Source organism: Herbaspirillum sp. NPDC101397 (assembly GCF_044767325.1).
Taxonomy (GTDB): Bacteria; Pseudomonadota; Gammaproteobacteria; order Burkholderiales; family Burkholderiaceae_D; genus Herbaspirillum.
Map to the genome: position 1 here is coordinate 417,925 of NZ_JBIWNS010000004.1, position 20,682 is coordinate 438,606.

At 61.2% G+C, this 20,682-nt stretch carries 18 protein-coding genes; 5 read left to right on the forward strand and 13 right to left on the reverse strand.

Annotated elements, in window-relative coordinates; translation table 11 throughout:
- Window positions 1-148 precede the first annotated feature (148 nt).
- Window positions 149-784 (reverse strand): LysE family translocator, encoded by a 636-nt coding sequence (locus tag ACIROW_RS12380; protein ID WP_402275789.1) that lies wholly within the window; start codon window positions 782-784, stop codon window positions 149-151.
- A gap of 15 nt (window positions 785-799) precedes the next feature.
- Complete coding sequence (locus tag ACIROW_RS12385) at window positions 800-1,504, reverse strand: SDR family oxidoreductase (protein ID WP_402275792.1); 705 nt, start codon at window positions 1,502-1,504, stop codon at window positions 800-802.
- 354 nt (window positions 1,505-1,858) lie between these two features.
- On the opposite strand from ACIROW_RS12385, the gene ACIROW_RS12390 reads away from it, so the two are divergent.
- Window positions 1,859-3,958: a TonB-dependent receptor family protein gene (locus tag ACIROW_RS12390; RefSeq protein ID WP_402275795.1), complete on the forward strand. Its 2,100-nt coding sequence runs from the start codon at window positions 1,859-1,861 to the stop codon at window positions 3,956-3,958.
- A gap of 95 nt (window positions 3,959-4,053) precedes the next feature.
- Here the strand turns inward: ACIROW_RS12390 and ACIROW_RS12395 are convergent, their stop codons facing one another.
- Complete coding sequence (locus tag ACIROW_RS12395; protein ID WP_402275798.1) at window positions 4,054-4,824, reverse strand: SDR family oxidoreductase; 771 nt, start codon at window positions 4,822-4,824, stop codon at window positions 4,054-4,056.
- A 168-nt stretch (window positions 4,825-4,992) separates the two neighbouring features.
- On the opposite strand from ACIROW_RS12395, the gene ACIROW_RS12400 reads away from it, so the two are divergent.
- Window positions 4,993-5,436 (forward strand): winged helix-turn-helix transcriptional regulator, encoded by a 444-nt coding sequence (locus tag ACIROW_RS12400; RefSeq protein WP_402275801.1) that lies wholly within the window; start codon window positions 4,993-4,995, stop codon window positions 5,434-5,436.
- 84 nt (window positions 5,437-5,520) lie between these two features.
- Here the strand turns inward: ACIROW_RS12400 and ACIROW_RS12405 are convergent, their stop codons facing one another.
- Window positions 5,521-5,775, reverse strand: a complete 255-nt coding sequence (locus ACIROW_RS12405) for a hypothetical protein (RefSeq protein WP_402275803.1) — start codon at window positions 5,773-5,775, stop codon at window positions 5,521-5,523.
- Between the two features lie 222 nt (window positions 5,776-5,997).
- A complete protein-coding gene (locus ACIROW_RS12410) occupies window positions 5,998-6,849 on the reverse strand; it encodes an oxidoreductase (protein WP_402275805.1) in 852 nt (283 codons plus the stop codon).
- A 177-nt stretch (window positions 6,850-7,026) separates the two neighbouring features.
- Here ACIROW_RS12410 and ACIROW_RS12415 point away from each other — a divergent pair, with 177 nt between their 5' ends.
- Window positions 7,027-7,983: an AraC family transcriptional regulator N-terminal domain-containing protein gene (locus ACIROW_RS12415; RefSeq protein ID WP_402275807.1), complete on the forward strand. Its 957-nt coding sequence runs from the start codon at window positions 7,027-7,029 to the stop codon at window positions 7,981-7,983.
- Window positions 7,984-8,011: 28 nt separating this feature from the next.
- On the opposite strand, the gene ACIROW_RS12420 is transcribed toward ACIROW_RS12415, so the two are convergent.
- The 8 genes from ACIROW_RS12420 to urtA all read right to left on the reverse strand — a co-directional run bounded on the left by ACIROW_RS12420 (window position 8,012) and on the right by urtA (window position 15,689).
- Window positions 8,012-8,308: an FmdB family zinc ribbon protein gene (locus ACIROW_RS12420; protein ID WP_402275810.1), complete on the reverse strand. Its 297-nt coding sequence runs from the start codon at window positions 8,306-8,308 to the stop codon at window positions 8,012-8,014.
- Window positions 8,309-8,389: 81 nt separating this feature from the next.
- Complete coding sequence (gene fmdA, locus ACIROW_RS12425; protein WP_402275813.1) at window positions 8,390-9,568, reverse strand: formamidase; 1,179 nt, start codon at window positions 9,566-9,568, stop codon at window positions 8,390-8,392.
- 41 nt (window positions 9,569-9,609) lie between these two features.
- Window positions 9,610-10,632 carry an aliphatic amidase gene (locus ACIROW_RS12430; protein WP_402275816.1) on the reverse strand — a complete coding sequence of 341 codons (1,023 nt, stop codon included), beginning with the start codon at window positions 10,630-10,632 and terminating at the stop codon, window positions 9,610-9,612.
- A gap of 27 nt (window positions 10,633-10,659) precedes the next feature.
- Window positions 10,660-11,349: an urea ABC transporter ATP-binding subunit UrtE gene (gene urtE, locus ACIROW_RS12435; RefSeq protein WP_007884563.1), complete on the reverse strand. Its 690-nt coding sequence runs from the start codon at window positions 11,347-11,349 to the stop codon at window positions 10,660-10,662.
- Window positions 11,350-11,380: 31 nt separating this feature from the next.
- Complete coding sequence (gene urtD / locus ACIROW_RS12440; protein ID WP_007884565.1) at window positions 11,381-12,148, reverse strand: urea ABC transporter ATP-binding protein UrtD; 768 nt, start codon at window positions 12,146-12,148, stop codon at window positions 11,381-11,383.
- Entirely contained in the window at window positions 12,145-13,332 is a 1,188-nt protein-coding gene (urtC, locus tag ACIROW_RS12445; RefSeq protein ID WP_402275820.1) for an urea ABC transporter permease subunit UrtC, read from the reverse strand. Before urtC ends, urtD begins: the two co-directional genes overlap by 4 nt.
- Before the next feature lie 34 nt (window positions 13,333-13,366).
- Window positions 13,367-14,284 (reverse strand): urea ABC transporter permease subunit UrtB, encoded by a 918-nt coding sequence (gene urtB, locus ACIROW_RS12450; RefSeq protein WP_402275823.1) that lies wholly within the window; start codon window positions 14,282-14,284, stop codon window positions 13,367-13,369.
- Between the two features lie 142 nt (window positions 14,285-14,426).
- Complete coding sequence (gene urtA, locus ACIROW_RS12455; protein WP_016834172.1) at window positions 14,427-15,689, reverse strand: urea ABC transporter substrate-binding protein; 1,263 nt, start codon at window positions 15,687-15,689, stop codon at window positions 14,427-14,429.
- 510 nt (window positions 15,690-16,199) lie between these two features.
- Between urtA and ACIROW_RS12460 the strand changes: the two genes are divergently transcribed.
- Together ACIROW_RS12460 and ACIROW_RS12465 are read left to right on the forward strand one after the other, a co-directional pair.
- Window positions 16,200-19,661 carry an ATP-binding protein gene (locus ACIROW_RS12460; RefSeq protein ID WP_402275827.1) on the forward strand — a complete coding sequence of 1,154 codons (3,462 nt, stop codon included), beginning with the start codon at window positions 16,200-16,202 and terminating at the stop codon, window positions 19,659-19,661.
- On the forward strand, window positions 19,642-20,676 hold the full coding sequence (locus ACIROW_RS12465; protein ID WP_402275830.1) for a response regulator: 1,035 nt from the start codon (window positions 19,642-19,644) through the stop codon (window positions 20,674-20,676). The genes ACIROW_RS12460 and ACIROW_RS12465 overlap by 20 nt, the downstream gene beginning before the upstream one ends.
- Window positions 20,677-20,682: the final 6 nt, after the last annotated feature.

Consider the following 20,682-nt stretch of genomic DNA (forward strand, 5'->3'; position numbering starts at 1 on the left):
GCGGTGCAAGCAGATACGGCAGCGAAAAGAGGAAAAGAGAGCGGAAGGGGTCGATCAGACGCGGTGACGCTGCCCGGAATGGACTGCGTCACTGCGAAGAGTTGTACTCAGGCGGGATTACTTGAAGAGCGGGAGAAAATTGGTTGGCTCAGCGCGCCAGCTGACGAATGCCAAGCGCGACGATGACGCCGCCGCAGAGACGGTCGATCCAGAGTTTGCCGGCACGGTAGTGGGAGGCAATGCGCGCGTGCGACATCAGGATCGCCACCATGGAATACCAGGACGTGGCCACCACGCCGACCACGCCCAGCATGGCGGCGAAGGTCGGCCACGAGACGTGGGCCGGCGTTGCTGACGCGAACACCGCGGCGAAGAAGGCCATCGATTTCGGATTGACGATGTTGGTCAGGAAGCCTTGCACGAAAGCCTGGCGCAATCCCGCCGCCTCTTCCATGTTGACTGCGGCGCTCGCCTCGTTCGACGATGCAGATCCGCTCCCCGCCTTGAGGATGAGATTGCCGCCAAACCAGATCAGGTAAGCGGCCCCTGCGATCTTGACCGCCAGCGCCGCCCATGGAAACGCCGCGAACACGATGCCCACGCCAAGGATGGCGCAGGTGGCCCAGAACAGATTCACGATCACGATGCCGGCCACCAGCGCCAGTGCAGCAGCACGCGTGGACGACACCGCCTTGTGTACGACGGCGACAAAATTGGGACCGGGAATTGTCACGCCGGTGATATAGACGGACAGTACCGCAAGTACGGCAGGCCATTGCACCATGTCGATGTCCCTCTCTTACAGTGAACGCGTGATGCCGCCGTCGATGCGGATGTTCTGGCCGGTGATGTAGGCGGCCGCATCGGACGCCAGATGCGAGGCCAGCGCCGCGACTTCGCTTACTTTGCCGTAACGCGCCATCGGGATCAGCTCCTTGATGCCGGGCTTTTCCGGCAGGCTGTCGATGAAGCCGGGCAGGATATTGTTCATGCGGATGTTTTCCGGCGCGTACTTGTCGGCGAACAGTTTGGTGTAGGCCGACAGGCCGGCGCGGAACACGCTCGAGGTCGGGAACGACTGCGACGGCTCGACCGCCGAGAAGCTAGATATATTGATGATGGTCCCGCCGCCCTGCTGCTGCATCAGCGGCGTCACCAGGCGCGCGCTGCGCACCACGTTCATCAGATAGACCTCCATGCCGAGCAGCCATTCTTCATCGCTGAGTTCGAGCACCTTGCCCTTGGGACCGTGACCGGCACTGTTGACCAGCACATCGATTCGGCCCCAGCGCGCGAGGCAGGCATCGACGGCTTTTTGCAGATCGACGACCGAACGGTTGGAGCCGGTGACGCCGACACCGCCCAGGCTGTTGCCGAGCGACTCGCCTTTGCCGGAGGAAGAAAGAATGCCGACGCCGAAGCCGTCGGCCGCCAGTTTTTGCGCCACGCCGGCGCCCATGCCGCTACCGCCGCCGATGACAAGGGCTACTTTGATTGTGCTCATTTGCTGCTCCGTGAAAATGCGATCCGATCAGAACGCGACAGCGTACACGATCATCCGGGGATTTGCCGGACGCCATCATTTCCCGAAGAGCACGACCAGGCTGCGGCTATCCGCAATTGACATTTTGGCACCGTGCAATTCTGTAGACGTTTTACAACGGTTGGAGCAAGCGCAGGCGGGTATTGGCTTTCCAGAGCCTATCAAGATGCATGTTTGGTTTGATCATGCAAATGTAAATGGTTATGATTCTTATCCATTACAGATGCTTACGTTTTCTTTGCATGCCTCCGGCTGCATCGAACGAGGAAAACGCCGGCGTCGCCCTCATCGTTTTTTATCCTTCCAGAAGACACCATGACATCGCTCCCGCTTCCCCGCGCCATTGCCGCGCAAACCCGCTGCGCCACCGCCATCGCCGCTGCGTTGATGACGCTGTCCGGCGCTGCGTATGCGCAGCAGACTGAAACCCCTAATACCCTGGAGACTATCCAGGTGAGCGGCGATTGGCTGGGCAGCAACAGCTTGGACGCCAGCGTGAAAACCTTCCCGGGCGCCCGCACGGTGGTCAAGAAGACCGAGATCGAAAGCACCGGCGCCGTCAACATCGGCGACGTCATGCGCCGCATCCCCGGCGTGCAGGCGACCGACAACTCCGGCACCGCCGGCAGCGCGATCTCGCTCAACATCGGCGTGCGCGGCCTGACCGGACGTTATTCGCCGCGTTCGACCATTCTGCTCGACGGCCTGCCGATGTCGGTGGCGCCTTACGGCCAGCCGCAAATCTCGTTTGCGCCGGTCAGCCTCAACAACATCGAGTCGATCGACGTCGTGCGCGGCGGCGGCGCCGTGCGTTACGGTCCGCAAAACGTTGGCGGCATCATCAACTTCAAGACACGTTCGATCCCGAACCAGGCGGGCCTGACCGCGGACGCCAGCGTGCGTTACAACAGCTACGGCCAGGGCGGCTCCAGCAACCAGTACAGCGCCTTTGCAGGCACCCGGCTCGACAACGGCCTGGGTCTGGCGATGCTGTATTCGGGGTCGGAAGGATCGGGCTGGCGCGACAACAGCAACGAACGCCTGAACGACTTCGCGTTGAAATTCCGCTTTGAAATCGATCCAAGCTCCGAAATCTACGGCAAGGTGTCCTACTACGACGTGCTCTCGCGCACTCCGGGCGGCCTGACGGTTGCACAATACAATGCGAATCCATTCCAGAACACGCGCAAGCACGACTTCTGGTCGGGCAATCGCAAAGCCATCGACTTCGGCTACCTGAATGCAATTTCGGATACCCAGGAAGTTGAAGTCCGCACTTACTTCGTCGAAAGCTTCCGTCAAAGCGTGCTGATCAGCGGCACGCCGGCTGCCTACCAGCATCAGCCGCGCGATTACCAGACCACCGGCATCGAACCGCGCTACACGCAACGCTTCGTGACCGGCAAAGTCGCCAATGACGTGACAGTCGGCTATCGCTACATCGGTGAGCGCGGCACCGACAAGAGCTTCAATGAGTCGATCACCACCGGCGCATTCGGCGCAGTGAGCTCGTTCAAGAACACTACCGATGCGCATTCGGTCTACGTCGACAACAAAATCTCGGTCGGCGCATGGCGCATCACGCCGGGCGTGCGTTATGAACACATCAATTCCACGCGCGTGGATTCGACCACCAACGGCAAGTTTGAAACCACCAACAACAAGCCGCTGCCGTCCGTCAACGTCGCCTATCTGTACTCGCCTGAACTGACGCTCTTCACCAACTACAATACCTCCTTCGGCGTGGTGCAGAACACCCAGCTCAACTCCCTGTCGGCAAGCAATCCATTGTCGCCTGAACTGGCCAAGACGGTCGAAGCCGGCGCACGCTGGAAGGGCAACAATCTGTCGTCGGAAGTCACCGTATTCGACATCCGCTTCGACAATCAGATCTCGCAGATCCCCGGCACCAATCCGGCGCTCTTCCAGAACATCGGCAAGACACAGCATGACGGGGTAGAAACCGCAATCGACTACAGCTTCGACAAGGACGGCGCGCTGCGCGGCCTGAATCTGTATGCGACCTATACCTACACACGCGCCTTGCAACGCTCCGGCACCACCTCGGGCCTCGACGTGCCGTTCTATTCGCGCACAACCGACACCATCGGCGCACGCTATGAAACGGGCCCGTGGGCATTCAACCTGTCCACCACGCATCAAAGCCGCCAGTTCATGGACGTCGCCAATACAGTCCAGGAAAACGCAGCAGCAACCGTCGGCGAGATCCCCGGCTTCCGCACCTGGAATACTCAGGTCAGCTGGAAGATGCCAAACGCCAAGGGCCTTGATCTCCTGGCCGGCGTCAACAACCTGACTGACCGTCGTTACTACACACGCAACATCGACGGCAATGCAGGTCGCATGGTCGGCGCACCACGCACAATCTACGTGCAAGGCCGCTACGCATTCTGATGAGGTGATGTCCCGACGTATGCCCCCGGGTGTACATCGGGCGTACGTCGCCTGTCTTCCGGATTTTCCCCTTCAGCGGCGCCCGGGCAGCATCTTTACACCCGGGCCGGCCTGAAACTCTTCGCCAGCTGATTCAACATGAACTCCGGCGCCAGCCGGCTCATCAGCTTGAGCACGTTGCTCAATCCCGGACGGATCTCCAGCTTGCCCGCTTCGATGCCTTTGATCGCACGGTCGGCGAGCTCTCTTACATCCATCGCCTTCATGTCCTTCACCTCGTCCTTGAACTCGTCACGGAACAGGGGCGTCTCTGTTCCCGGCGGCGCCAATTCGATCACGGTGACGCTGCTGCCGCGCAATTGCACGCGCAACGCCTGCGAGTAGGAGTGCAGCGCCGCCTTGGTGGCGCTATAAATCGGTGAAGAAACAAACGGAACAAAAGCCAGCCCCGAAGAAACGTTGATGATTGCGGCTTCCCGTTGCGCTTTTAGATGCGGCAGGAATTGCTGCACCATGCGCAGCGGCCCGCTCAGATTGATATCGATCTCGCGCGTAATATCGGCGACGCCATGACGCATGTCGTTGAGGTCGAGGTTGCGCATGATGCCAGCATTGTTGATCAGTACATTCAGCGCCGGAAACTGCGTGGTCACCTGTGCGTGCAAGGCGGCAATCGCCTCGACGTCGCTGACGTCGCTGCGGATGATGTGCACCGCCGGCAGCGTGCGCTTGGCAGCCTCCAGCTTGCCGGCGTCGCGGCCGGTGATGATGACTGTGTTGCCGAGCGCCAGCAGGCGGCGCGTCAATTCCAGGCCGATGCCGCTGCTGCCGCCTGTGATGAGGATGGTTTTGTTCTTCAATTGCATGACTGCTCCCGTAGATGGATCTGACCTTGAATCGATGGCCGCTTCATAAACTTTGCTGCGCAAGTTTTACTTGTCATAAAACCCGCCAAAACCCAGTATAGGGACTACACTCTCTTTTAGAAAGTAGGCACTCGACAGTGCGAGAGTTACCAAAAGGAGAGCCAGAAAATGAAGATCGCACCACCCACCAAAGAGCAGATTGCCAAGGCGTATTACTACACCACCCAGACCCCGCCGAAAGAAATCGATCCGCGTCTGGAAGCACTTGTCACCGAGGTGATCGGCCGCGTCGCCGACAAGTGGACCATGCTGATTCTGGAAGTGTTGTCGGAACACGGCGAATCGCGTTTCACACGCATCGGCGAACTGGTCGGCGGCATCAGCCAGAAAATGCTGACGCAGACACTGCGCCAGATGGAGCGCGACGGCTTGCTGATTCGCACCGTACATCCGGTGGTGCCGCCGCGCGTCGAATACAAGCTGACCGAACTCGGCATGAGCCTGGGCGCGGCGTTTTGCGGCGTGTGGATCTGGGCCGCAGAGAACTTGCAAAGCATCGAACAGGCGCGCCGCGAGTTCGATCAGAGAACGGACGGCAAGACAGCGAAATAAATGCGGAAATGAAAACGCTCTGCATTCTTTCTACGGAATGCAGAGCGGAAGACCTGCAACTGAATGCAAGCGGTTGTCGCAAACTCAACGCCAGCCGCGATGCCAGCCGTACTGCGGATGACGCCAGCCCCAGCCGTAGTGGGCGTGGTATTCCCAGGCATAGCCCGGACCGGGCGAGGCATAGGTCGGCTGCACATACACCACGCCCGGCGGCGCAACGTAAGCCGGTTCGACATACGCCGGGCGCACCGACGGCGGCGTCACTACACAGCCGCTGACGGCGACCGCTACGGCAGCGACCGACAACAGGCCTGCAATCCTGATCATTCTGGTATTCATCTTTTTGCTCCTCGTTGGGAAATCGGATCATGATCAGCCTCATGTCGACCGGTCTGGCAGACGCCGGACGCAACAAGGCTGTTACCCGTTTAACGGGGAGAGACCGCAAAATGAAGACTGTAAAGTTGTATTAATCTGTAAGAAGATTCAGCAATTTGTCAGACGTTGCCAAAGAATACATTCACCATCTCGCCATCGCCGGAGACCCTCCGAGTACGCCGCTCAACTCTCCGCCGCATCGGTCGAACACGTCAACCCCTCCCACTGCGCCAGCTCCTGCGTCAACTCACCCAGCTTCTTCCTCACCAGCGCCAGCGCATCGCTGCCCAGCAGCAAATGCGTCGGCGGCGCCGGACTGTCGACCAGCCTCAGCATTGCCTGCGCGGCCTTGCGCGGATCGCCGGTCTGTTTGCCGCTGCGCTCGGCGCGCGTGGTGCGGATAGGATCGAACAGCGCGTCGTAGTCGGGGATGCTGCGCGGCGAACGCACCATCGAGCGGCCGGCCCAGTCGGTGCGAAACGATCCCGGCGCGACAGCGGTAACGAAGACATTGAAGGCCTTGAGCTCCTTGCCCAGGGTTTCCGAAATCCCTTCCAGCGCAAACTTGCTGCCGCAGTAATACGCGATGCCCGGCATCGTGATGAAGCCGCCCATCGAGGTGATGTTGATGATGTGCCCGCGCCGGCGTTGGCGCATGAAGGGCACGACGCCTTTTGTCACCGCCACCGCGCCGAATACATTGACGTCGAACTGACGTTGCAGTGCGTCCATGCCGGATTCCTCGAAGATGCCTTCGTGTCCGTAGCCGGCATTGTTGACCAGTACGTCGACCGCTCCGATGCTGCTCTCGACCTCGGTGGCGATCCGTTCCGCCGCGGCAAAATCGGTGACGTCGAGCAGGCGCGCAAACGCCCGCCCCGGCCGGTCGGAAAATTGCGCCTCGAAAGCGCGGCGGGCGTCTTCGCTGCGCACCGTACCGATCACGCGATGGCCTGCAGCGATGGCGGCTTCCGCGAGAGCAAGGCCGAAGCCGCTGCTGACGCCGGTGATGAAAAAAGTTTTGGATGCGGACATGGCAGTTCCTTTGCTGTGCGTGAAAACAAAAACGAAAATCGACCAGGCCATTATCGATTTTCGCGCACGCCGCGGCTGCCGATTCTTCTCACATGATTGCCTGATTCTCTGAGTTGCTGGCGGAGCAGCGCAGAAGATGGCAAAGTAGCCGCATTATCGATTGCCGGATTCAATGAAATGCCCACCTCCCCTGCACCCGGCACTCCCGCCGAAGTCCGTCGCCGCATGGTCGCCTTGCTGGCGGCGCTGACGCCGCTGGAAGGCTATAACCTGTCGCCGCTGGCCGACGTGCGCTTCCTGCGTTCGAACCGTCCGTTGAAGCGCATGCCGGTGCTGTATGAGCCGGGCATCGTGATCGTGGTGCAAGGACGCAAGCGCGGCTATCTCGGCAGCGATGTGTATCTGTACGATGCGCAGCACTACCTGGCTGTCGCGGTGCCGGTGCCGTTTTCGATGGAGACCGATGCCAGCGACAAGGAACCGATGCTGGCGATCTATCTGCGGCTGGATTTCAAGGTGGCGGCCGAACTGATGATGCAGATCGATGACCGTGTCGGCCCGAGCATTGCCAGGCCGCGCGGAATGGTGTCGACGCCGATGGAAAGCGCGCTCGCAGTTTCGGTACTGCGTTTTCTGGAGGCAATGCATGATCCGCTGGAGGCGGAGGTGCTGGGGCCGTCGCTGATGCGCGAAATTTATTTCCGCGTGCTGACCGGTCAACAAGGTGGAACGATGCGCGCTGCGCTGACCATGCAGGGTCAGTTCGGCAAGATCTCGCGCGCCATCAGCATGATCCACCGCAGCTACGACGAAGCGCTGGGCATAGAACAACTGGCGAAGGAAGCCGGCATGAGCGTGCCAACCTTCCATGCCCACTTCAAGACGGTGACGGATACCTCGCCGATGCAATACCTGAAATCAACGCGGCTGCATCAGGCGCGCCTGCTGATGCTGCGCAACGGCATGACGGCGGGCGCCGCCTGTGCGCAAGTCGGTTACGAAAGCGCGTCGCAGTTCAGCCGTGAATTCAAACGCCTGTTCGGCCGCACGCCGGTCGGTGAAGTCGAGCGCATGCGTAAAAGCTTTGCGCTCCCGCCGCAGGAGCACGGCGCGCAGTTTGTCTCATCCCACTAAGAGCGGCGTTTTGTTAGCCGTTCTTGATTCAGGTCAGGCAAATGCTGCAGCTATGCCCCTTGCAATTGTGCAGCACGCTGCTGCGCGCCGCGCCCGCATGCGCGCCCGGTCCCGCCGCGCCCTGCCCCGCAAGCTGCTCGGCGCCGTTGCGCGGACGCCAGCGTTCGGTCACCTGCAAGCCGACGCGACCGCCGGTCAACAGCGGTGCAGCGGTGGTGTCCTCCTTGCAGTAGGGACACGCGACCAGCCCATGCAAGGCCTGCATGTTGAGGAATTTCTCGAAGATGCCTTCGCAATGGCTGCAGCGGATATCGTATAAGGGCATGTTCTGCTCCGGTGTGGCGATGGTTCGGGTAGACGATTCGCGGACGGAGTAAAGTCTCCGTCCGCAACAAGGAGTGAACGACTACGGCTTTCGTCCCCAGTACGACTTGTCGTTCAGCATGCCTTTCGGCGTGATGTCCTGATCGAAGATCGAGGTCGGCAAGGACACCGTGCACGCGCAGTTCGGAATATCCACGATGCCGCCGATGCGTCCTTCCACCGGTGCGGCGGTCAGCAGCATGTAGGCCTGGCTGCCGGTATAGCCGAAGTGGGTCAGGTAGTCGATCGCTTTCAGGCAGGCCTGGCGATAGGCGACGGTGGCGTCGAGGTAGTAGTTGACGCCGTTTTCGACGCTGATGCCTTCGAAGGTCAGCCATTGCTCATAGTGCGGCTTGACCACGCTCGGCATGAAGATTGGCGAGGTGATGTTGTACTTCGCCATGCCGCCCTTGATCAGGTCGAAGCCGACGTGGCTGACGCCGTCCATTTCAATCGCGCCGCAGAAACCGATTTCGCCGTCGCCTTGCGAGAAGTGCAAGTCGCCCATCGAGAAGCCCGCGCCCTTCACGTACACCGGGAAGAAAATCCGCGTGCCGGCCGACAGATCCTTGATGTCGGTGTTGCCGCCATGCTCGCGCGGCGGCACCGTGCGCGCCGCGATCTTGGCCATCTCGTCGAACTTGGCGCCGGTCAGGCCGCGCAACACTGCGGTGCTCGGATCAGGCGGCTTGGCCAGGCCTTTGGCGGCAAGCGGCGCTTCGCGGCGATTCCATTCGGCCAGCAGATCGTGCGACGGCAAACATCCCATCAGGCCTGGATGCGTGAGACCGGCGATGCGCACGCCGGGGATGTGGCGCGAGGTCGCGTACAAACCCTTCAAGTCCCAGATCGCCTTGTCGGCATCGGGAAAATAATCGGCCAGGAAACCGCCACCGTTCTCCTTGGAGAACACGCCCGAGAACCCGACCGGCGTCACCGGCTTGATGTCGAGCAGGTCGATCACCAGCAGGTCGCCCGGCTCGGCGCCTTCGACATGGAAAGGACCGGTCAGTGGATGGGCGCGCGTGAGGTCGACGTTCTTGACGTCGGCGACGTCATCGGTGTCCTTGATCTGGGCATCGAGGAAATCCAGCGATTCAATCAGGATCGCTTCGCCCGGCTTGACCGACGACAGGAAAGGCAGGTCGGGATGCCAGCGGTTGTGTCCGAGTTCAGGCTGCTCTGCCAGCGGTACGCCGGGCTTGATTTTGAAATGTTGCATGCGACTCTCCTTCTCGTGTGGAATGCGGGTGAATTGACGATTTATTCGTTGGGAATGCCGGGGATCGGGCATTCCGGCGTGCCGGCGGTCTTGCGGGTGATCGCCTCGACCTGGGCGCGCGCGGCCTGCGGATCGTTGACCCAGGTCTTGTAGAAGTCGAACGGACAATCGGCCACGCCCGCCGACGATTCGCCGGAATTGATCTTGCCGGTGTAGCCGCGGTGCAGCAGCTTGAACAAATGGTTCTGCGACTGCCAGTTGCGGCGCGCATCGCGGATCGCGCTGACCGACAGTTCGGCATACTGGATGCCCATCTCTTCGGTCTCACATTCGCCCAGGGTACGGCCGTCGAAGCCGACGATCGCCGAGTGGCCGAAGTAGGAATACACGCCGTCGAAGCCGGCCGCGTTGGCGACCGCGACGTAGACGTTGTTCATCCATGCCATCGCCTTGGCCACCAGCACCTGCTGGTCCTTGGCCGGATACATGTAGCCCTGGCAGCGCACGATCAGTTCGGCGCCCTTCATGGCGCAGTCGCGCCAGATCTCCGGATAGTTGCCGTCGTCGCAGATGATCAGGCTGACCTTGAGTCCCTTGGGACCGTCGCAGACGTAAGTGGTGTCGCCCGGATACCAGCCCTCGATTGGCGTCCACGGCATGATCTTGCGGTACTTCTGCACGATCTCGCCCTGGTCGTTGATCAGGATCAGCGTGTTGTACGGCGCCTTGTGCGGATGCTCTTCATGGCGCTCGCCGGTCAGCGAGAACACGCCCCAGACGCCGGCGATGCGGCAGGCCTCCGAGAACACGCGCGTCTCTTCGCCGGGAATGCTGGCGGCGGTGTCATACATTTCCTTCTCGTCGTACATGATGCCGTGCGTCGAGTACTCCGGAAAAATAACCAGATCGAGGCCGGGCAAACCCTGCTTCATGCCGATCAGCATGGCCGCGATCCGGTTGACGTTGTCCATCACTTCAGCGCGGGTATGCAGGCGCGGCATCTTGTAGTTGACCACCGCCACGCCCACCGCGTCTTTACTGCTTGATATGTCTCCGTGCCTCATGGTGCTGCTCCTCCTTCAAAGCTGTCGTTAAACCGATAGGTACTTGCTGATGGTCGGCGCGTCGACATTGGCGCGCGTGTCTTCGTAGACGAAGCGGCCCTTGTCGATGACCAGGAAACGATCCGCGATCTCCAGCGTGAAGCTCAGCACCTGTTCCGACACGATGATGGTGAGCTCGCGGATCTTGCGGATCTCTTTCAGGCTGCGCGCGATGTCCTTGATGATGGACGGCTGGATGCCTTCGGTCGGCTCGTCCAGCAGCAGCACGCGTGGATTGGTCGCCAGCGCGCGGGCGATCGCCAGCTGCTGTTGCTGGCCGCCCGACAGGTTGCCGCCCTTGCGGCTGCGCATTTCGTACAGCACCGGGAACAGCGCATACAGCTCGTCCGGCACCTTGCCGCGCGCATCGGCGGCGAGACCGGTCTGGATGTTTTCCAGCACCGTCATGCCGGGGAAGATCATGCGCCCCTGCGGAACATAGGCCACGCCGCGCGAGACGCGCTGATGGCTTTCCATCGCGCCCAGTTCGACGCCGTCGATCTTGATGCTGCCGTCGCGCAGCGGCAGGATGCCCATCAGCGTCTTGAACAGCGTGGTCTTGCCCATGCCGTTGCGGCCCATGACGGCGACGATTTCTTCCTTCGCCACCGACAGGTTGATGTCGTGGATGACGGCGCTCTGGCCGTAGCCGGAGGCGAGGTTGGATACGTTGAACATGGCTGGCTCCGAAGATTAATTAATGGCCGACTCAGTGACCCAAATACACGTCGATAACTTTGGGATCCGACTGCACCTTGTCCATGCTGCCCTCGGCAAGGATCTTTCCCTGGTGCAGCACGGTCACCTTGTGCGCGATGCTCTTGACGAAATCCATGTCGTGCTCGATCACCACCACCGAACGTCCCTGGCTGATGCGACCCAGCAGCTGTGCGGTCTTTTCGCGCTCGGACACGCTCATGCCGGCGACCGGTTCGTCCAGCATCAGCAGCTCCGGCTCCTGCATCAGCAGCATGCCGATCTCCAGCCATTGCTTCTGGCCGTGCGACAGCAGGTCGGCCTGGGTGTACAGATGCTGGTCGAGGAAGATCTCCGCCGCCACCGATTCCACGCGCGCCACCACGTCGGCGGTGCGCTTGAAGGTCAGCGCGCCGAATACCTTGCGGCCGCGCGGGAAGGACATCTCCAGGTTCTCGAACACACTGAGGTTTTCGTAGATCGACGGCGTCTGGAACTTGCGGCCGACGCCGACGCGCACGATGGCGTGCTCGCTCATCTTGGTCAGCTCGTGGTTGTTGAAACGGATGCTGCCCGAGGTCGCCTGCGTCTTGCCGCAGATCAGGTCCAGCACCGTGGTCTTGCCGGCGCCGTTGGGGCCGATCACCACGCGCACTTCATTGCGCTGGACATAGAGGTTGAGCTTGTCGACCGCCTTGAAGCCGTCGAAGGAGACCGTCAGGTCCTCGATCGCCAGTACGGGATGGTCGGTCGATTCGAATCCGATGGGTGCGTTGCTCATTTGCTGGCCTCCAGGTTGGCGCCGTCGATATGGACTTCCGCCGGATCGGCTTTGGTCGCCGCTTTCGGCTTCACCGGCTCGGGCGGTACTGCTTTTTTACGGGACAGCTTTTCCATCAGGCGCTTGCCCTGCTTTTCATACACGCCGGCCAGGCCGTTGGGGAAGTACATCACCACCGCGATGAACAGGCCGCCCATCAGGAACAGCCACAGCTCGGGGAAGGTCTCGGAGAAATAGGTCTTGCCGAAGTTGACCAGCAGCGTGCCGTACACCGCGCCGAGCAGCGACATGCGTCCGCCCACCGCGGCGTAGATGACCATCTCGATCGACGGCACGATGCCGACGAAGGACGGCGACATGAAGCCGACCTGCAGGGTGAACATGGCGCCGCCGATGGCCGATAACATCGCCGCGACGCAGAACACGAACACCTTGAAACTGGCGACGTCGTAACCGGAGAAGCGCACCCGTTCTTCCTTGTCGCGCATCGCCATCAGCAGGCGGCCGAGCTTGGACGTCAGGATGTAGCGGCCGAACAGGATGCAGGCGAACAGCAAACCGGCATTGACGAAGTACAGGATCACCTTGGCGCTGTCGGTGCGGATGTCCCAGCCCATCAGCGTCTTCAGGTCGGTGATGCCGTTGACGCCGCCGGTCAGGCCTTGCTGGCCGATGATCAGGATCGACAGGATCGCGGCGATCGCCTGCGTCACGATGGAGAAGTAGACGTCGCCGACGCGCCGCTTGAACATCGCCATACCGATGATCAGCGCCAGCAAGGTCGGCACCGCCAGCACTGCCAGTACGGTGAAGCTGAAGCTGTGGAAGGGCTGCCACATCGCCGGCAGCGAGGTGATCTGGTTCCAGTCCATGAAGTCGGGGATGCCGGGCGTGGACTGGATCTTGGTGCTGATCGGATCCGACGCTTCCAGCTTCAGGAACATCGCCATGCAATAGCCGCCGACGCCGAAGAACACGCCCTGGCCGAGACTCAGGATGCCGCCGTACCCCCAGCACAGCACCAGGCCGACCGCGACGAAGGCGTAGGACAGGTATTTACCGACCAGGTTGAGGCGGAAGATGTCCAGGCCCAGCGGGAAGATCACCAGCAACAGCACTCCCAGTATCAGCAGCCCGGTCAGTCCGGATCTGCCGCCCAATAATTTTTCGTATGCTGCATTCATTGTTGAACCTCGCGGATGGGAAGTCTGAAGGACATCATTTACGTACACGCACCGAGAACAAGCCTTGAGGACGCAGCATCAGGATCAGGATCACCGCCGACAGCGTCAGCACCTTGGCCATCGAACCGGTCAGGAAGAACTCGGCGGTGGACTGCGTCTGCGCAATCGAGAAGGCCGAAGCGATCGTGCCGATCAGGCTCTGTGCGCCGCCGAACACCACCACCAGGAAGGTGTCGACGATGTACAGCGAGCCGCTGGTGGGACCGGTCGAGCCGATCGTGGTGAACGCCGCGCCGGCCACGCCCGCCACCCCGCAACCGAGTGCGAAGGTGGTGCGGTCGACCTTGCGGGTGTTGATGCCGACCGCGCCGCTCATGACGCGGTTCTGCATCGTGGCGCGCACTTGCAGGCCCCAGCGCGAGCGGAACAGCAGGATGAAGATGGTGCCGGTCAACAGCAGCGTCAGACACATCATGAACAGGCCGTTGATCGGGATGTCGATGTTCTCGGTCGGCTTGAACGAGCCGAGCAGCCAGTCCGGCAAAGTCGCGCTGACTTCCTTGGCGCCGAAGATGGAACGGAAGGTCTGCTGCATCGCCAGGCTCAGGCCCCAAGTCGCCAGCAGCGTGTCGAGCGGACGCTTGTAGAGCCGGCTGATCAGCAGCAGCTCGGTGAGGTAACCAAAGCCGTAGGCGACGATGAACGACAGCACCACCGCGCCGAAGAAATAGAACGGTTGCAGGCTGGGCGCGTAGGTCGTGGTCAGGTGCGACAGCAGGTACGTGATGTAAGCGCCGATGGTCAGGAACTCGCCATGCGCCATGTTGATCACGCCCATCTGGCCGAAGATGATCGCCAGGCCCAACGCCATCAGCAGCAGCACGCAAAATACCGACAGGCCGTTGAAGCCCTGCATGGCGAAGATGGCGAAAAATTCGGATAGAGAAACCATGTTGACTCCCGCCCTGGGTGATTGATAAACAATGTCCGGGTACTTCAAAATTCAATAATTCAACTGCAACTACGTGGGCGGCAGCGCCCGCATGTCACTACAGGCGCCGCCGCTTTTCTGCCAACAAATCAGATGCCGCGATTTATTGATAACCCTTGGGGAAAGGATTCGGCTCGATCAGGTCGGACTCGTAGATGACCTTGAACTGGCCGTCCTTCTGCGCTTCGCCGATGCGGGTCTTGCTCCACAGGTGATGGTTGGCGTGGACCTTGACGTAGCCTTCCGGCGCGGTCTTCAGCTCCAGGCCCGGCGAGGCGGCGACCACTTTGTCGACGTCGAAGCTGCCGGCCTTTTCAACCGCGGCCTTCCACAGCCATGGGCCGAGGTAGGCTGCCTGCGTGACGTCGCCGATCACCGAATTGGCGCCGAACTTGGCCTTGAACTCGGCCACGAATTTCTTGTTGTTCGGGTTGTCGAGGCTTTGGAAATACTTCATCGAGGCGTAGAAGCCTTCGACGTTTTCGCCGCCGATGCCGAGCATTTCATCTTCGGTCACGGAGATGGTCAGCAGGTTCTGCGTCTTGGCGGTGACGCCGGCCGCTTTCAATTGCTTGTAGAAGGCGACGTTGCTGCCGCCGACCACGTCGGCAAAAATCACATCCGGTTTTTTCAGCTTGATCTTGTTGATCAGCGAACCGAACTGGGTGTTGCCGAGCGGGTAATACTCTTCGCCGACCACCGAACCCTTGAGCACGTTCTCGATGTGCTTGCGGGCGATCTTGTTGGAAGTGCGCGGCCAGATGTAGTCGGAGCCGATCAGGAAGAAGGTCTTGGCTTTCTTCTCTTTGGCCACCCAGTTAAGGCCGGCCAGCACTTGCTGCGTGGCTTCCTGGCCGGTGTAGAAGACGTTCTTGGATTGCTCCAGGCCTTCATAGAAAGTCGGGTAGTAGAGCAGGCCGTTGTCCTTTTCGAAGACCGGCAGCACGGCCTTGCGCGAGGCCGAGGTCCAGCAGCCGAACACGGCGGCGACGTGGTCGTTCTCGAGCAGCTTCTTGGCTTTTTCGGCGAAGGTCGGCCAGTCGCTGGCGCCGTCTTCCTGGATGATCTTGATCTTGCGACCGAGGATGCCGCCCATGGAATTGATCTGGTCGATCGCCAGGCGTTCGGCCTGGATCGAACCGGTTTCGCTGATCGCCATCGTGCCGGTGGCCGAATGCAGCTGGCCGACCGTGACTTCGGTGTCGGTGATGGCCAGCTTGGTAGTGTTGACCTTGGCGGTCGGGAATTGCTGCGCCATGGCCAGGCCGGGGAACGCCATGGCGGCACCGGCGGCACCGGCGACGATGCCCATCATGATCTTGCGGCGTTGCGATGAAGGCGGTTTGGAAGAGGAACGGTGCGACATGCGGTACTCCTTTCGAGCGTTATTGGAAGTAATCGGACTTGGTCGTGTCGATCGGGCTGAATCAGTTAAATCGGCTGATTCGATTGAAACAAAACGAGGCGAAAGCCGGGACCGACATGCGAGTGTTCTCTCCCTCCCGCTGTGCTTCCTGCTCGTTCTGGGATGGAGAATAGATTTTGCGGTGCGGCGCAACAATACGTTGTTTGACGTAAAACCCGGGCGCGGGTGGGCGTGATTCCGTCCGCCCGGTCGCACAGGTTTCGCTCGTGCGCGGCATGGTATTGGTGCGTTTTACGGTGGCAAGAAGGTGGTGCGGCTGCCGTGTTTTGGTGAATCGGAAGTAAAACCCGGCCGCATACGCCTGTCCGCATACGTCATTTGACGTATGCCGTCCTGGGCCGATTGGTTTGAAAATTGCTTCGTCGGGAAGAGGGCGCGGCAATTGCCCCGGAGTGCCGTAGTCGCCGCGTCCGCCCTCACCCCGGCATTGATCACCAACGCGAGCAAAATTTGACCAATCCCGCCATCCAACGCATCGTCAAAGTCCGGCGCGACTACAACACCTGGGTCGCCAACGAGACGCTGGAAGACTATGCGCTGCGCTATACGCCGCGCTCGTTCCGGCGCTGGTCGGAGTTCCGCCTGGCCAACACGGCGCTGGGCGCGACCTCGTTCCTGGCGCTGGAAGCGATCAGCGGCGCGATCACCTTGAGTTATGGTTTTACCAACACCTTCTGGGCGATCGCCTGCGTGGTGGTGCTGTTTTTCCTGACCGGACTGCCGATCAGTTATTACGCCGCCAAGTACGGCGTCGACATGGACCTGCTCACGCGCGGCGCCGGCTTCGGCTACATCGGCTCGACCGTCACCTCGCTGATCTACGCCAGCTTCACCTTCATCTTCTTCGCGCTGGAGGCGGCCATCATGGCGCAGGCCATCGAAATCTATTTCGGCCTGCCGCTGGTCTACGGCTACGTGCTGTGTTCGCTGATCGTGATTCCGATGGTGGCGTACGGCATCACGCTGATCAACCGGCTGCAGATGTGGACGCAGCCGCTGTGGATCGTGCTGCTGGCGCTGCCTTATATCTGCGTCCTCTATAAAGAACCGGAAGCCCTCACCAATCTGATCACCTTCGCCGGCCGGGCCGAAGAAGGCGGTTCGTTCAATATCTATCTGTTCGGCGCGGCCGCGACGGTGGCGTTTTCGCTGATCGCGCAGATCGGTGAGCAGGTCGACTTCCTGCGCTTCCTGCCGGAGAAGACCCAGGCCAATCGCGGCCGCTGGTGGACTGCGCTGCTGCTGGCCGGACCGGGATGGATCCTGCTGGGCGGCGCCAAGATGCTGGGCGGCGCGCTGCTGGCCTTCCTCGCGATCCAGCATGAGGTGCCGATGGGCAAGGCGGTGGAGCCGACCCAGATGTACCTGATCGGCTATCAGTACGTGTTCTCCAATCCGGCGCTGGTGCTGGGTGCGGTGGCGCTGTTCGTGGTGGTGTCGCAGATCAAGATCAATGTCACCAACGCCTATGCCGGTTCGCTGGCGTGGTCCAACTTCTTCGCGCGGCTTACGCACAGCCATCCAGGCCGGGTGGTGTGGCTGGTGTTCAATGTGCTGATTGCGGTGCTGCTGATGGAGCTGGGCGTGTTCAATGCGTTGGAACACGTGCTGGCGCTGTACAGCCTGGTGGCGATTTCGTGGATAGGCGCGGTGGTGTCGGACCTGGTGATCAACAAGCCGCTCAAGCTGAGCCCGCCGCACATCGAGTTCAAGCGCGCGCATCTGTACGACATCAATCCGGTCGGCGTGGGTTCGATGGCGATTGCCTCCATCCTTTCCGCCATCGCCATGTCCGGCGTGCTCGGCAAACTGGCGGCGGCGATGTCGCCGTTCATCGCGCTCGGCACCGCCTTGCTGATGGCGCCGCTGATCGCGATTGCCACCAAGAGCCGCTACTACATCGCGCGTGAGGACACGCTGTCGGAACATCTGCATGCGGGAAAAACCGCAGATCATCATCACGCAGAGATCGAGTGCGTCATCTGCGGCAACCATTTCGAAATGCCCGACATGGCGCACTGCCCGGCCTACCAGGGCGCGATCTGCTCGCTGTGCTGTTCGCTCGACGCGCGCTGCAACGACCGCTGCAAGACGCCGGCGGCGCGCTTGCCGAACCAGGTTTTCAACACCCTGCAGAAATTGCTGCCGTCGCGCTTCACGCTCAAGCTCAACACGCGCATCGGTCATTACCTGATCGTGTTCGGCCTGTTGTCGGGCGGCCTGGCGGTGGTGTTGTGGATGCTGTATTTCCAGCAGATGGCGGGTATCTCCGGGCTGACGACCAGCGGTCCCGACTCCATCCAGAGCATTTTCATCAAGCTGTTCTGTACGCTGCTGGTGCTGATCGGCGTCGGTTCGTGGTGGCTGATCCTGACCAATGAAAGCCGCAGCGTCGCGCACGAAGAATCGGAACGCCAGACCAATCTGCTGCTGCAGGAAATCGAAGCGCACAAACAGACCGACGCCGAACTGCAGCGCGCCAAGGAAGCCGCCGAGTCCGCCAACCTGGCCAAGAGCCGTTTCGTTACCGGTATGAGCCACGAGTTGCGCACCCCCTTGAACAGCATCCTCGGCTATGCGCAGATCCTGCATGTCGATGCGACAATTCCACCGGCGCGCAAGGATGCGATTGCGGTGATCCGCCGCAGCGGCGAACATCTGCTGAGCCTGATCGACGGCCTGCTCGACATCGCCAAAATCGAAGCCGGCAAGATGCGCCTGGCCTCGGACGAACTGGCGCTGTCGGAATTCCTCGAACAGATCGCCGGCATGTTCGCACCGCAGGCCGAGCAAAAAGGCCTGCGCTTCCGTTTCGAAAAAACCGGCCGCATCCCGCACATCGTGCACGCCGACCAGAAGCGCCTGCGCCAGATCCTGATCAACCTGCTCGGCAACGCCGTCAAGTTCACCGACAGCGGCAGCGTGACGGTGCGCGTGCGCTATATGCGCGAAATCGCCTACTTCGACATCATCGACACGGGCATCGGCATTGCCGACGACGATCTGGAACGCATCTTCCTGCCGTTCGAGCGCAGCAATGCCGCCAACCTGCGCGAAGACATCGGCACCGGCCTGGGCCTGGCCATCAGCAGCATGCTCACCCACATCATGGGCGGCGAACTGGCGGTCAAGAGCAAGGTCGGCAGCGGCAGCAGTTTCCACCTGAAGATTTACCTGCCGGAAGTTCATGTGCCGCGGCCGCGCCTGAAACTGGAAGACCAGATGTCCGGTTACATCGGCCCCTCCAAGCGCGTGCTGGTGGTCGACGACCAGGCTTCGCAACGCCTGCTGCTCAAGGAAATGCTGCTGCCGCTGGGCTTCGAGGTGGTCGAGGCAGACGGCGGCATCGCCTGCCTCGAAGAACTGACGCGGCGCACGCCCGACCTGGTGCTGCTCGACATCGCCATGCCGGTCATGGACGGCTGGTCGGTGGCGCGCGCCATCCGCGCGCGCGGGCTGACGCAGCTGCCGGTCATCATCGTCTCGGCCAACGCCTTCGAAAGCGGACACGAGCGCAGCCATGAACGTGTCCATGAGGGCAACGATCCGCCGCTGTACAACGACTTCGTGGTCAAGCCGGTGTCGTACAACGAACTGCTGTCAAAGATCCGCCAGCAGCTGCGCATCGACTGGGTGTCGGCGCCCCTGCCTCTTTCCATTCCCGTGAAAGAAACCGTCGTCGCGCAGCCGATGATGCTGGTGCCCTCGCAGGAAAAATTACAGGCCTTGCTGGAGCTCGGCTCCATCGGCTACGCCAAGGGAATTCTGAAAAAGCTCGACGAGATGGAACAGCAGAATTCGGCTTACCTGCCCTTCACCACGGAACTCAGGCAACTGATCAAGCAGTTCCGCCTGAATGAATATGTCACCCGCATCAAGGAGATGATTCGTCATGATGTCAACAACGTTTGATCGGCATGTCGTCCTGATCGTCGACGACAAGCCCGACAACCTGGCCATGCTGTCCGATTCGCTCGACGAGAGCGGCCACATCGTGCTGGTCGCCACCGACGGCATCAGCGCGCTGGAGCGGCTCGACTACATCACGCCCGACCTGATCCTGCTGGACGCGATGATGCCGGGTATCGACGGCTTTGAGACCTGCAAACGCATCAAGCTGATCAAGAGCGTCAACCACGTGCCGGTGGTGTTCATGACCGGACTAACCGAAACCGAACATGTCGTGCGCGGCTTCGAGGTCGGCGGCATCGATTACGTGACCAAGCCCATCAAGCCGCAGGAAGTGGTCGCGCGCATCGGCGCCCACATCAAGACCGCACGCATGATGTCGCAGGCGCGCGGCATGCTCGAACATGCCGCCCACGCCGTCATCGTCCTCAGCGGCAACGGCCTGCCGCTGTGGCAGACCAGCAAGGCCTCGCTGTGGTTGGAAAAGTACTTTCCGGTCGGTGCCGGCGCAAGCACCGGCCACAAGCTGCCGGCGCTGCTGCAATCCTGGCTCAATGAAAGCCTGGTGCGCCAGCGCCAGGGCGGCGGCGACATCCGTCCGCTGGTGACGACACAGGGCGACTGCGAACTGCGCGTCGCACTGTCGGCGCCCGGTCAGGGACACGAGATTACCTTGCTGCTGGAAGAGAAGAATCTTGCTGCCGGCATCGCAGCAGGCGCTGGCACGGCATTGCTGCATGCCGCTGTGCTGGGTAGCGCTGACGCCGCGATCCCCCCGATGGCGCCGGGCAGCGTCCACCTGACGCCGCGCGAAAGCGACGTACTGGCGTGGCTGGGCAAAGGCAAGACCAACCGCGACATCGCCGAAATCCTCGGCATGAGTCCACGCACGGTCAACAAGCACCTCGAACACATTTTCGTCAAACTCGGCGTGGAGACGCGCTCGGCGGCAGCGGTGCTGGCGAGCAGCCTGCAACAGATGCCAACCCCGAGGAGCGGCAGCGGCCTGTTGCAGTAGACGCCG